Consider the following 12,825-nt stretch of genomic DNA (forward strand, 5'->3'; position numbering starts at 1 on the left):
TCCCATGATCGCCCGGCCATTGCCGCCGCTGGTTGCCACCATGGGCGATCCGGCTGGCGTTGGTCCTGAATTGCTTGTCCGTGCTTGGGAAAACCGGCACGCTGCAAACCTGCCGCCGTTCTTCGTCGTCGGCAGCGCAAGCGTCCTGCGCGACGCTGCGCGACAGCTCGACAGCGATGCCCCGATTGTTGCGGTCGATAATGCTGATGAGGCAGTCGAGCATTTCGCCACCGCCTTGCCTGTTCTTGATCTTGCAAGCGGCAGCTACGCGCCGGGTTGTCCCACACGCGAAGGGGCAATCATCGCCCGCGATACGCTCGCGCATGCCTGCGATCTGGTGCTCGCAGGCACGGCATCCGGCCTTGTTACAGGCCCGATAGCAAAGGCAGCCATGCAGGAGATCGGCTTTGCAGGTCCTGGACAGACCGAATTTGTGGCGCAGGCCTGCGGTGTCGCTCCGGCAGACGCGGTGATGATGCTGGCCGGACCATCGCTGCGCGTATTACCGCTCACCGTGCATGTGGCGCTTGAACAGGTGCCCCAGATGCTTGACCGGCAGCTCATCGAACGGCGCATAACAATTGCCGCAGCGGCCCTGTCGCGCGATTTCGGCATCGATCGCCCGCGGATTGCGGTCGCGGGACTGAACCCGCACGCCGGCGAACAGGGCCAGCTTGGGCAGCAGGAGGTCACAACCATTGCGCCGGCCATTGCCACCCTGCGCGCAGCCGGTATTGACGCCACGGGACCATTTGCTGCTGACACCATGTTTCACGCAGCAGGACGTGCCCGTTACGATCTTGCCGCCTGCATGTACCATGACCAGGCGCTGATCCCATTGAAGGCGCTGCATTTCGACGAAGGCGTGAATGTAACGCTCGGCCTGCCGATCGTGCGCACTTCGCCCGATCATGGCACTGCCTTTTCCATCGCAGGTCTGCGCAAGGCCAGTGCCGGACCTACTCTCGCGGCGCTCAAGATGGCGGGTGAAATTGCGCGAAGGCGCACTGCGTGACATTGCCGCCGTCCCGATCACCGGACTCGTCACTGGCTGGGCAAGCGAGCGCCGTGCCGCAGGTGCCGCATCTTCAATCGCCTGCCGCGTTGCCGCCACTTCGCGAAACCATTGCCCGGCACGGACTTTCGGCCAGCAAGGCACTGGGCCAGAACTTCCTGCTCGACGAACAATTGCTTGACCGGATCGCTGCTCTGCCAGGTGCGCTGCGCGGGCGCGACGTGCTTGAAATCGGGCCGGGACCAGGCGGCCTTACCCGTGCGCTGCTGCGCGCCGGGGCGCAGGTCACCGCCATTGAACGGGACGCGCGTTGTTTGCCGGCGCTTGCGGAACTCGACCTCGCCTTTGAGGGACAGCTGCGCGTGATCGAGGGCGATGCCATGAAGATCGATCCTGCGCGGTTGTTCACCGGGCCCTATGCCATCGTCTCTAACTTGCCTTACAACGTCGGCACGGCGCTGTTCACCGGCTGGATGGGGGGCGAGGAATGGCCGCCGCAATGGTCCTCGCTGACCCTGATGTTCCAGCAGGAAGTGGCGCAACGCATCGTGGCAGCGCCCTCAACCTCTGCTTACGGCCGCTTGTCGGTTCTGTCGCAGTGGCGCGCCGAGGCAAGGATTGCGATGAAAGTGCACAGAAGCGCCTTTACCCCGCCGCCCAAGGTGATGAGCGCAATGGTCCACATCCTCCCCGCACCGGCACCGGCGCATGTCTCCATGGAAGTGCTTGCACGTATCACGCAGGCAGCGTTTGGCCAGCGGCGCAAGATGCTGCGGCAAAGCCTGCGGCCGGTCGCAGGTGCGATCGACGCGCTGGCAAAGCTCGGCATCGATCCTGTGCGAAGGGCAGAAACGCTGTCCATCGACGAATTCACGCAGCTGGCAAGGGAACTGTCCTGACCGGGAGAGCTGTCAGCGTTTCGTGATCTTCGCAAAATTCGTGTCCGCGCGCCGGGGGTAGCCAGACGGCATCGCTGCCATTAGTGTTTGGTTGCATATGGAACCTCATCTTACAGCTGCAGAAGCCAGCCTGCTTGCCACCGCTGATGCCGACAGGCTGCTCAGGCGCACTCTGGAATGGAGCGCGATCAACACCGGCACCGGCAACCTGGACGGGCTGACCCGGCAGGCGCAGCTGTTGGTGGAAGCCTGTGCGGGTCTTCCCGGCGAGGTTTCGCTCGTCGATGGCACTACGGTGACCAAGATCGACGAGACGGGCACCGAGACATTGGTGCAAAATGGTCGGCATCTTGTGTTGAAAGTGCGGCCAGACGCTGAACGGCGCCTGCTCCTCACTGGTCACATGGACACTGTCTTTCCGGCAGGTTCTGCGTTCCAGCATGTCGTTGAGCGGGAACCCGGCGTGCTCAACGGCCCCGGACTTGCCGACATGAAGGGAGGGCTTTCGGTCATGCTGGAGGCACTGACCATGTTCGAGCGCTCCACCCTTGCCCCTATCATGGGCTACGATGTGATGATCAATTCGGATGAGGAAACAGGGAGCGCCAGTTCCGCCGGTCTGATCAGCCAGCTGGCACAAGGCAAGCACGCGGCGCTCACTTACGAGCCCGCGACCCGGCCGGACGGGACACTTGCAGGCGCACGCGGCGGCTCGGGCAATTACAGCCTGACCGTGCGCGGCCGGTCGGCACATGCCGGGCGCAACCCGGGCGATGGCCGCAACGCCATCGTCGCTGCGGCCGCGCTTGCGACCGCATTGAAAGACCTGCAATCACGGGACATTCCCATCAACCCTGCCCGCATCGATGGAGGCAGCGCCAACAATGTCGTTCCTGATCTGGCCATCCTGCGATTCAATATCCGACCCAGGAGCCATGCTGCTGCAGCAGCGTTCGCCAACGCACTCGATGCGCTCATCGCAAGTATAGCCGGGGCGCACGACGTGCAGATCAGCGTGCATGGCGGCGTCTCGCGTGCGCCAAAGCCACTGGACGCGCGGGCCGAGCGGCTGTTCACCCTTGTGCAGCAAAGCAGCAAGGATCTGGGGCAGGCGATCGGTCGGCTGGATACAGGAGGCGTCTGCGACGGCAACAACATCGCTGCGTGCGGTGTTCCGGTGGTGGATACGATGGGTGTGCGCGGCGGCGCGATCCATTCGGCGGATGAATTTCTGATCGTCGCATCTCTGGCCGAACGCGCGCGGCTTTCCGCACTGGTGCTGCACCGGCTCGCTGCAGGCGGGCTCGACGCGCTTGCGACAGCTGCATGAGCTGGATCATCCGCCCTGCCCGGCCTGACGACGTCGGTCATTTATACGAGATGGCAAAGCTGACCGGCGGCGGCTTTACCAATCTTCCCCCGCATCGCAGCGCACTTGCCGACAAGCTGTCGCAATCAGCCGCGGCGACCGCCCGGCCCGACGAAACGCTGCACGACGATCTGTTCGTGATGGTGCTGCAGGATACGCAGACAGGCGAAGTGCGCGGTACCTGTCAGATGTTCAGCAGCATTGGTGGCAAGCTTCCCTTCTACTCGTACAGGCTTGTGCAACAGACGCAGCACAGTCGCGAACTTGACCGCACCTTTCGCAATCAGGTTCTTCAGCTGGTTACCGATCTTGAAGGCACGAGCGAGGTTGGCGGGCTGTTCCTGCATCCGTCTGCGCGCGCTGGGGGGCTGGGGATGCTGCTGGCACGCAGCCGGTACCTGTTCATTGCCATGCACAGAAAGCGGTTCGCCAACCGGCTGCTTGCCGAATTGCGCGGGGTTGTCGATGCGCAGGGCAATTCGCCGTTCTGGGACGGAGTTGCCGGCCGTTTCTTCGGGATGACCTTCCGCGATGCGGATGAATTCAACGCGCTTCATGGCAACCAGTTCATTGCCGATCTGATGCCGCGTCATCCCATCTATGTGGCGCTGATTTCGGCAGATGCGCAGGCTGCGATCGGCGTTCCGCACGAAAGCGGCAGACCTGCCATGCGGATGCTGCAGGACGAGGGCTTCGCCTACGAGAATTACGTGGACATTTTTGACGGCGGTCCGACGCTGATTACGCAAACTGACTCCGTGCGCACCATTGCAGCTGCCAGATCTGATGCCTTGCTCAACCGCGAGGCCTCTGCGGCCTTTGGTGAACAGGCTCTGATTGCCACGGGACGATTGGGCGAATTCCGGTGCTGTGTGGGCACACGCGAACTGGACCACCATGGCATTGCGATCGACAGCGCAACACGGCAGGCCCTGAACATTGATGCCGGAGCTGAAACATGGAGCGTGGCGCGCTGATGGCCCTGACGCAGATCAACTTCGACGGGATTGTCGGACCCTCGCACAATTACGCCGGGCTTAGCCTCGGCAATGTGGCAGCAACCTCGCACAAGGGAAATATGTCCTATCCACGCGCAGCGGCGCTGCAGGGGCTGGCCAAGATGCGCCACAATCTGCAGCTGGGGTTGAAGCAGGGGTTTTTCGTGCCACTTGCCCGCCCCGACTGCAGTTTTCTTGCTGCAATGGGTCTCGGCAATAATGCAGAGACGCTTGTTGACCGATCCGGCGCGGAACGGGCGCTTGTCGCTGCGGCGTGGTCGGCGTCCGCGATGTGGACTGCCAATGCAGCCACCGTTTCCCCCGCGCCCGATACAGCAGACAGGCGCTGTCACCTGACCGTCGCAAATCTGATTACCATGCCGCATCGCGCCGTTGAATGGCGAGATACATTGCGACAATTGGAACTGGCATTTGGAAATCGCGATCATTTTGCCGTCCATGCGCCGATACCGCCGAGCTTCGGCGATGAAGGCGCTGCCAATCACATGCGCATGGCCACATATCATGCATCGGCCGGGATCGAGATCTTTGTTTATGGACGGCAGGGCGGCCGTTTTCCCGCACGCCAGCATGAACAGGCCAGCCGCGCGGTGGCGCGGCTGCACAGGCTGGACCCGGCTCGCACGCTGTTTGTCGAACAGCAACCCGCCGCAATCGAAGCTGGCGCTTTTCACAACGACGTCGTTGCCGTCGCGAACGGCGATGTGCTGTTCTGTCATGAACAGGCGTTCGTGCAGGCCGAAGAACTCTATGCCGCAATCCGCCGGCTCCTGCCGGGCGCGCATATCATCACTGTGCCAGCGGCCTCGATCAGCCTGGCAGATGCGGTTGCCAGCTATCTGTTCAATGCGCAGCTTGTGACTTTACCTGCGGGCGGGATGGCGCTCATCGTGCCTGATGAAGCATGGCAATCGCCAAATGTCCGCCGCTGGCTGGACGACATGCTCGCGACAAATGGACCCATCCGGCAGGTCCTGCCTGTCGATGTGCGGCAGTCCATGGCCAATGGCGGCGGTCCGGCCTGCCTGAGGCTGCGGGTAGAGTGCGACCCGGTGCATGTCGATGCAAGGTTCCTGCTCGACGAGAGCAAGGCGGACCAGATGGAAGCAGTGATTGCACGAACATGGCCCGAACAGATTGCACCTGACCAGATAGGAACGCAGGCGCTGCACAACAGCGTCGTCAGCGCACGTCGGGAATTGCTGACAGCGCTCGATCTTGATGAACTGGCCTGAAGGCGGCGCTGGCCTGAAGCAAGGTGGGGGGATTTCTGTTGCTAGGCACCCCCCGTGCCCCCGGTATCCCTTCTGTTGCCCGGTGGGTCCAACCGCGCTTTTGCTTTGTAAGTTCTGGCCGTTAAGCCGTCAAATTACGCAGCGAGAGCGAGTGCTTCGTTATCGTTGGCACTTGTGTGTTTTGAGCCTTGAACGGGTTACTCAGCCCGGGCAAAAACCATGTCTTTCAACACACGTCGATCCTGGTTCGGCCCCGTCATGCACCCCGCCGAAGCGGAGTATATGGTGGAGCCGCCGGGTACTGCCCCCGGGTCCGCTGTGCCTATTGCACATGGCAATTTATCGCCATAGCCGGCAGAACCGGCACTCACCCATATAGAGTATCTGCGCGCGATGTGAAGACCCGGGACATGGCAGGCCCGCTTATTTCCCATTTCTGGCAGTCAGCGCGTCGCGGATCTCCTTCAGCACGTCGAGTTCGCTGTCGGTCGGAGCCTGGTCGGTATCGGAAGTGGAGCGTGCCGCCTTCTTTTCCTCCTCCACCCGGTCCAGCAGTTCATTTACCGATTTCACCAGAAGAAACAGCGCCAAGGCGATAATCAGGAAATTGATCAGTTGCGTCGCCAGATCCCCATAGCCCAGCATGGGAACACCGGCTTCCTTCAGCGCCGCATAATCGTCCCGCTCGCCTGCATATTCGGCAGGAATCTCGCCAAGCAGCAGGAAATGATTGGAAAAGTCGACTGTCCCGAAGATCCAGCCGATCAGTGGCATGATGATGCTTTCGGTGAAAGAAGTGACGATCCGGCCAAAAGCAGCACCAATCACCACCCCGACCGCAAGATCGAGAACATTGCCCCGCGCGATAAACTTGCGAAATTCGTTGAACATCATTTCCGTTCCGTCAGCCAATCGCGGTCGCGCCAATTGCGGGACGATGATGGTCGGGCAGCACAGCCGCCGAATCGTTGCCATGTGGAGCCTGGTCTTATAATGAACCACACCATATTCGACAGGTTCTTATACTCGCCGGTTTCTTACATTCGCCAGGTTCTTACATTCGCCAGGTTCTTATAAAGGTCTGCATCCATGACAAAGCTTGCCCGCGCCCGGAACCTCGTGGTTGTCGCCATGGCCAGCCTGATGCTCGCTGCGTGCGGCATCAATTCCGTGCCGACAGCAGAAGAAAATGCCAAGGCAAAATGGGCTGACGTGCAAAGCGCCTATCAGCGCCGGGCTGATCTTGTTCCCAATCTCGTTTCGACAGTGCGTGCCGCCGCCCAGTCCGAAACGCAGATCCTCACGAACGTAACGGACGCCCGTGCCCGCGCGACCAGCATCAACATTACCACCGACGATCTTTCCAATCCGCAGGAATTTCAGAAGTTCCAGAACGCGCAGAACCAGCTTACGCAGGCACTTGGTCAATTGCGCACGGTGGTGGAAAATTATCCGCAACTGCAAAGCCAGGCGCGGTTCGGCGATCTGATGAACGCGCTCGAAGGGACGGAGAACCGCATTGATGTTGCCCGCACCCGCTACAATGAAGCGGTGCAGGCGTATAATACCGAAATCCGCACTTTCCCCTCGGTGATCGGGGCGAAGATCGTGCACGGCGCCGAACCAATGCAGCCATTTACCGCGCAGCCCTCTTCCCAGACGGCGCCCGATGTGAATTTCGGCGATATGAATGCAGTTCCCGTAACGGCTCCGGCAGCGCCATCTGCCAATGACAATGTGAACAATGAGGCGCCGGCTGCGGCGGTGAACTGATCAACACGATGATGCCTGTGGCAAGGCCGCTGGTGGCGCGGACTTTTGCGTTGTTTGTCGCGGCCGTGCTTGCGCTGCTGACAACGATGGTGACGGCGCAGGACTTTCCGCCGCGTCCCGAGGGGCCGGTCCTCGATGCTGCCGGCATCATTCCTCAAGCGCAGGAAGCAGCGCTCGATGCAAAGCTGCGTGCCTACAACCGGACTACCGGTCGCTCGATTATCGTGGCAACGGTAAACAGTCTGGGTGGCGAAGAGCCGTACATCTACGCACAGGGCCTTGCCGAACAGTGGGACATCGGCGGCGCGCAAACCGAAGAAGCGGCGCTGATGCTCGTTGCTCCCAATGAACGGGAGGTGTTCATCACCACCTCGCGCGGGGTGCAAGGCCGGTTGACGGATATTTCTACCGGCAGGATCGTGCAGGACACCATTCTACCGGCATTTCGGCAGGGCAATTACGCAGCGGGCATCTCTGCCGGCGCAACAGCCATAATGGCCCGGCTCGACATGGACCCTGCACAGGCTGCTGCCATTGCCGAAGCAGAGGCTGCTGCACAGCGGACCGACAGGAACGCACAAGGAGCATCTGTTGGCGGAATTGTGTTCTGGATAGCGATGATCGTCATTTTCATGCTGGTATTCGGACGTGGCGGCAGTGGCGGACGGCGGCGGCGTTATGGCGCAGGTAACATGGCAAGCAACGTCATCTTGTGGAGCGCGCTTGGCAGCATGATGGGCGGGCGCGGCGATGGTGGATTTGGCGGCGGGTTCGACGGTGGTGGTTTCGGCGGTGGCGGTTTCGGCGGGGGCGGTTTCGGCGGGTTTGGCGGCGGCGGCGGCGGGTTCAACGGCGGCGGTGCCGGAGGAGGCTGGTGAACGCCTTGCTTGGCGATGAAGACCACGCCGCCGTGTCAGCAGCCGTGGCGGAGGCCGAAGCGCGTACCTCAGGAGAAATCGTTACCGTATTGGCGGAACGGTCGGACAGCTATCATGACATTGCGCTCGCCTGGGCGGCGCTGGCGGGCATGTCGCTGTTGGTCCTCGCCAGCATCTTTCCTGCGCCGTTGATCGAGTTGATGAGCGCGGCAGACGCGGGCTGGGGTGCGCAACCTGGTGCCGGTGCCATCCTCGCCGCAGGTGCAATGATTGCCATTGCAGGCTTTCTGATTTGCTGGTTTGCGCAAACCATGGACAAGGTTCGCTTTGCCCTCGTGCCCGGCGGCGTACGGACCGCGCGCGTACACGCCCGTGCGCTCACCATCTTCAAGGTGGGAGCGGAACGCCGCACAAAAGGGCACACCGGCATCATCATCTATCTTTCGCTACGGGAGCGGCGGGCAGAGATCCTCGCCGATCAGGCGATTGCAGGACGCGTATCCGAAGACGTCTGGGGCGAGGCAATGGCAGCGATGCTGTTCGAACTGAAGCAGGGACGCACTGCCCCTGCCATGATCGTGGCAGTACGCCAGGTCGGCTTGGTACTGGCAGAACATTTTCCGCGCGAAACCGACGATCGCAATGAGTTGCCTGACAGGTTGATCGAGCTGTGAGCGTTCCTGATCACGATGCCGCCGAACAGATCGAGTGGCAGGGCAAATATCTGACTGCGAAGACCCGTGGGCGGTGGGAGTATGTCGGGCGCGCCCGCGACATCCGCGCTGCCATGGTTCTTGCGATTGATGATGGTCATGTGCTGCTGGTGGAACAATACAGAGTGCCGCTGGGCTGCCAGAGCATCGAACTGCCCGCCGGGCTGATCGGCGATGATGAAAGCGCGAAAGACGAAGACGTGCTGGTTGCAGCGGGACGCGAACTGGAGGAGGAAACCGGCTACCGGGCGCGCGAACTTGTCGATGCTGGCGCATTCAATGCTTCGCCTGGCATGGTTAGCGAGAGCTTCTCACTGGTGATCGCACGTGGGCTTGAGCGGGTCGGTCAGGGCGGCGGCACAGTCAACGAGGATATTACCGTCCACCGGGTTCCGATTGTCGGTTTTGCCGACTTCATCACTGCTCAACGGGCGCTGGGCAAAGGGATCGATGCGCGGCTGCTGCTGCTGCTGTCGCCAGCCATCCTTGCCCAAGCGCAGCAGGATATCGGATCGCAGCAGGATTACTGACCGGTCGGCCTGGTAAGCTGGACAAACACATCCTCAAGATCGGCTTCACGGGTTGTCACGTCCAGAATTGCCGGACCTGTCGACTGGACGATGTTCATCACTTCGCCCGCTGTCATGCGGTCCTTGTCGTAGGTGATCGCAACAGTGCGTTCATCAACCATCACGCTGTTCTGAAAAGCGGGGTGAGACGGCGCTGTTGCAATGGGTCGGTCGAGTGCCAGTTCGATGATCTTTTCCCGCGCCATCGCAATGAGGTCACGCGTGGTGGTGTCCGCGATCAGCCTTCCATGATTGATGATCGCGATGCGCTCGCAAAGCTGCTCCGCTTCTTCGAGGTAATGCGTGGTAAGGACAATGGTGACGCCTTCCTCGTTCAGCCGCATGACCAGTTCCCAAAGCTGGCGCCGCAGATCGACATCGACGCCTGCGGTCGGCTCATCAAGCACGAGCACCGGCGGCGAGTGCACCATTGCCTTGGCGATCAGCAGGCGCCGCTTCATACCGCCTGACAGGGTGCGGGCATAAGCGTTCGCCTTGTCTGACAGGTGGACTGCCGACAGCAAGTCGTGGCTGCGACGATCATCCTTGGGCACGGCATAGAAACCGGCCTGGTTTTCCAGCACCTCGTACGGGGTAAAGAATGGATCGAAGACGATTTCCTGCGGCACGATGCCGATTGCCCGCTTCGCGTTGCGCCGGTCGTTGTCGATATCGAAACCCCAGATCGACACTGCACCGGAAGATTTGCCGACCAGACCTGCCAGAATGTTGATGAGCGTCGACTTGCCCGCGCCATTGGGACCCAGCAGGCCAAAGATACCCCCTTGCGGCACGTCGAAGCTGATGTCGTCAAGGGCGAGCTTGCCCGGATCCCCACGGCCCGCAGAGGCATAGCGTTTGGTTACATTGCGGATGGAAATGGCTGCCTGCGTCATCGCGCAGCTCTTGTGCGCAATTGCGGCAGGTGACAAGAGCCAGGTGACAAGGGCCAGCGCCCGTGTCACGACCGACGGGCAAGCCGGACATTGCCACATGTTCACCGCTCTTGCCTGCGGTGCTGCGCATTGCTAACTGGTCCACATGGTCCCGCCCCCGGAAATCGTCCTTACCGATAGCGCACATGTCAAATGCGATGGAGCCACTGATATTCGCGGCGGGTCCGGGCTTGGCCATCCGCGGGTGTGGATGCAGATCGACGAGACCGGTTTCGTCGATTGCGGCTATTGTGATCGCCGTTTCGTCCTGCGCGGCGGCCCGGCCGAACGCGGTATAGCTGCGATGAGCGCAGGCGACCTGCCCGCACCCGGAGATGCATCGGTCGCCTGAACTGGATTCTACCGGCAGCGCTCGCTATATCGGGTCGATGGATCCATTCGACCCCCGCTCGCTCATCTACAAGTCCGGCATGCTTGATCCCGATACGGCAGCGACGCTAACCGCCGCCGCCCTGTCGCGCTGCGAGGATGGCGAACTTTTCCTCCAGTTTTCCGCCTCGGAATCGCTGACGTTCGACGATGGGCGGCTACGAACTGCGGATTATTCGCGTGATACAGGCTTTGGCCTGCGTGGCGTCTCGGGCGAGGCTACCGGTTTTGCCCATGCCAATGAATTGTCGGCCGATGCGATCCGCCGGGCCGGAGAGACGCTGGCTCTGCTGAAGCCTGCCACCAATCCTGCAGCAGCGCCGCCGGTGCGCACCAATCGGCATCTCTATACCGCGGAAAGTCCGCTTGAGGCGATTGCCTTTGCCGACAAGGTGCGCCTTCTCGAGACTATTGATGCGGTGGCGCGCGCCCGCGATCCGCGCGTGGCGCAGGTCACGGCCTCTCTTGCGGCAAGCTGGTCAGTGGTCGAGATCGTGCGGGCAGACGGATTTGTTGCCAGCGATGTTCGCCCGCTGGTCCGCCTCAACGTGTCCATCGTTGCCCAAAGCAACGGTCGCCGGGAGACTGGCAGTTTCGGCATCGGCGGACGCCGCCTTTACGACAATCTGTTCGATCCTGCGACGTGGAACCGCGCTATCGACGAAGCGCTGGCACAGGCGCTCGTCAACATGGAAAGCGTCGCTGCGCCCGCCGGACAGTGCCAGGTCCTGCTTGGTCCCGGCTGGCCCGGTGTCCTGCTGCATGAAGCGGTGGGTCATGGTCTTGAAGGCGACTTCAACCGCAAGGGCACCTCGGCTTTTTCAGGCCGGATCGGGGAGCGTGTCGCAGCCAAGGGTGTGACGGTGGTGGACGATGGCTCCATCCCCGGACGGCGCGGATCACTGACCATCGACGATGAAGGCACCCCGACGCAGGAAAACGTGCTGATCGAGGATGGCATCCTGAAAGGCTATATTCACGATCGACTGAACGCCCGGTTGATGGGTGTCGAGCCCACGGGAAACGGGCGGCGGCAAAGCTACGCCCATGCGCCGATGCCGCGGATGACCAACACTTTCATGAAAAGCGGTACCGATGATCCGGCCGAACTTCTGTCTCGGATGAAGTCAGGCATCTTTGCCAAGAGTTTTGGTGGCGGGCAGGTCGACATCGTGTCCGGCAAGTTCGTCTTTTCCTGCACCGAAGCTTATATGGTGGAAAACGGCAGACTGGGCGCCCCGATCAAGGGGGCAACCCTCATTGGCGACGGACCCACCGCGCTTACCCGCATCATCGGGATCGGCAATGACATGGCGCTGGATGAAGGGGTCGGTGTGTGCGGCAAGGGCGGGCAAAGCGTGCCCGCGGGTGTCGGGCAACCAACGCTGCTGACGCAAGGTCTGACCGTTGGAGGCACCGGACAGGCCTGATGGCGCTGGCATCCCGTCGCTGGGCTGCCGAATTGTTGCATGTCTGGTTTCACAAGCTGGATCCGGAACAGTGGTTCAGTCCTGACGCAGGTGTCGATCACATGCTGCAGCGCCGCTTCGGCCAGGAACTCGCCATGCTGTCGCAGCGCCCTGCCGCTGAATTTCTTTCAGCACCGGACACAACACGTGCGGCAATCCTGTTGTTCGATCAGGTTTCACGCAATGTGCATCGCGGCAGCCCCGACGCCTTCAAGACCGACGCGCTCGCATTATCACTCGCCGGAACGGCTTTGCACCGCCGATGGGATCTGGGCCTCTCTCGCGTCGAACGACAGTTTCTGGCCATGCCTTTCATGCACAGCGAGCAGATCGCGGACCAAAGGCGCTCTCTGGAACTCTTTACCGCGATGGATGATCCATTGCTGCTGCATTATGCCAGGTCACACTATCGCATGATCGCGCGGTTCGGGCGTTTTCCGCACCGCAACGCTGTTTTGGGCAGGATCAGTTCCGCAGCCGAGCGACGCGCTGTCGCAGCCGGCAACGCATGGTAATCCTGCCGCGCCCGCGCAATGATTTTGCGTCATCAAGCTTTGGTTC

The 12,825-nt window shown here is 61.5% G+C and carries 14 protein-coding genes and 1 other RNA gene; 12 read left to right on the top strand and 3 right to left on the bottom strand.

What is annotated here, in order from left to right; all coding sequences use genetic code 11:
* Positions 1–4: 4 nt before the first annotated feature.
* The 5 genes from pdxA (at position 5) to RM533_RS04225 (ending at position 5,537) form a co-directional block, all read left to right on the top strand.
* Positions 5–1,015 (top strand): 4-hydroxythreonine-4-phosphate dehydrogenase PdxA, encoded by a 1,011-nt coding sequence (gene pdxA, locus RM533_RS04205; RefSeq protein WP_311339952.1) that lies wholly within the window; start codon positions 5–7, stop codon positions 1,013–1,015.
* Between the two features lie 62 nt (positions 1,016–1,077).
* The gene (rsmA, locus tag RM533_RS04210) at positions 1,078–1,914 is read left to right on the top strand and encodes a 16S rRNA (adenine(1518)-N(6)/adenine(1519)-N(6))-dimethyltransferase RsmA (RefSeq protein ID WP_311340165.1); all 837 of its coding nucleotides are present in this window, start codon (positions 1,078–1,080) and stop codon (positions 1,912–1,914) included.
* A gap of 97 nt (positions 1,915–2,011) precedes the next feature.
* Positions 2,012–3,244, top strand: a complete 1,233-nt coding sequence (locus tag RM533_RS04215) for a hydrolase (protein ID WP_311339953.1) — start codon at positions 2,012–2,014, stop codon at positions 3,242–3,244.
* Positions 3,241–4,260 (top strand): arginine N-succinyltransferase, encoded by a 1,020-nt coding sequence (locus RM533_RS04220; protein ID WP_311339954.1) that lies wholly within the window; start codon positions 3,241–3,243, stop codon positions 4,258–4,260. The genes RM533_RS04215 and RM533_RS04220 overlap by 4 nt, the downstream gene beginning before the upstream one ends.
* Positions 4,260–5,537, top strand: coding sequence for an N-succinylarginine dihydrolase (locus RM533_RS04225; protein WP_311340166.1), 1,278 nt, complete (start codon positions 4,260–4,262; stop codon positions 5,535–5,537). The genes RM533_RS04220 and RM533_RS04225 overlap by 1 nt, the downstream gene beginning before the upstream one ends.
* 61 nt (positions 5,538–5,598) lie before the next feature.
* Here the strand turns inward: RM533_RS04225 and ssrA are convergent.
* Positions 5,599–5,941: a transfer-messenger RNA gene (gene ssrA, locus RM533_RS04230) on the bottom strand.
* A gap of 19 nt (positions 5,942–5,960) precedes the next feature.
* Positions 5,961–6,428, bottom strand: a complete 468-nt coding sequence (gene mscL / locus RM533_RS04235; RefSeq protein WP_311340167.1) for a large conductance mechanosensitive channel protein MscL — start codon at positions 6,426–6,428, stop codon at positions 5,961–5,963.
* A gap of 198 nt (positions 6,429–6,626) precedes the next feature.
* On the opposite strand from mscL, the gene RM533_RS04240 reads away from it, so the two are divergent.
* From RM533_RS04240 to RM533_RS04255, 4 genes are read left to right on the top strand one after another with little or no spacing between them, the layout of a single operon-like run.
* A complete protein-coding gene (locus RM533_RS04240; RefSeq protein ID WP_311339955.1) occupies positions 6,627–7,310 on the top strand; it encodes a LemA family protein in 684 nt (227 codons plus the stop codon).
* Positions 7,311–7,342: 32 nt separating this feature from the next.
* Entirely contained in the window at positions 7,343–8,188 is an 846-nt protein-coding gene (locus tag RM533_RS04245; RefSeq protein WP_311339956.1) for a TPM domain-containing protein, read from the top strand.
* A complete protein-coding gene (locus tag RM533_RS04250) occupies positions 8,185–8,862 on the top strand; it encodes a TPM domain-containing protein (RefSeq protein WP_311339957.1) in 678 nt (225 codons plus the stop codon). The genes RM533_RS04245 and RM533_RS04250 overlap by 4 nt, the downstream gene beginning before the upstream one ends.
* Positions 8,859–9,431 carry an NUDIX hydrolase gene (locus RM533_RS04255; protein WP_311339958.1) on the top strand — a complete coding sequence of 191 codons (573 nt, stop codon included), beginning with the start codon at positions 8,859–8,861 and terminating at the stop codon, positions 9,429–9,431. Before RM533_RS04250 ends, RM533_RS04255 begins: the two co-directional genes overlap by 4 nt.
* Here the strand turns inward: RM533_RS04255 and RM533_RS04260 are convergent.
* Positions 9,425–10,366, bottom strand: coding sequence for an ABC transporter ATP-binding protein (locus tag RM533_RS04260; protein WP_311340168.1), 942 nt, complete (start codon positions 10,364–10,366; stop codon positions 9,425–9,427). The two genes, RM533_RS04255 and RM533_RS04260, sit on opposite strands and share 7 nt — an antisense overlap.
* Before the next feature lie 145 nt (positions 10,367–10,511).
* Here RM533_RS04260 and RM533_RS04265 point away from each other — a divergent pair, with 145 nt between their 5' ends.
* Genes RM533_RS04265 through RM533_RS04275 form a run of 3 tightly spaced genes read left to right on the top strand, consistent with a single transcriptional unit; the run spans position 10,512 to position 12,779 of the window.
* The gene (locus RM533_RS04265) at positions 10,512–10,757 is read left to right on the top strand and encodes a zinc-finger domain-containing protein (protein ID WP_311339959.1); all 246 of its coding nucleotides are present in this window, start codon (positions 10,512–10,514) and stop codon (positions 10,755–10,757) included.
* Positions 10,758–10,794: 37 nt separating this feature from the next.
* Positions 10,795–12,225, top strand: a complete 1,431-nt coding sequence (tldD, locus tag RM533_RS04270) for a metalloprotease TldD (RefSeq protein WP_311340169.1) — start codon at positions 10,795–10,797, stop codon at positions 12,223–12,225.
* Positions 12,225–12,779, top strand: a complete 555-nt coding sequence (locus RM533_RS04275) for a DUF924 family protein (RefSeq protein ID WP_311339960.1) — start codon at positions 12,225–12,227, stop codon at positions 12,777–12,779. Before tldD ends, RM533_RS04275 begins: the two co-directional genes overlap by 1 nt.
* Positions 12,780–12,825 lie beyond the last annotated feature (46 nt).

This window comes from Croceicoccus esteveae, assembly GCF_031846435.1.
GTDB lineage: Bacteria > Pseudomonadota > Alphaproteobacteria > Sphingomonadales > Sphingomonadaceae > Croceicoccus > Croceicoccus esteveae.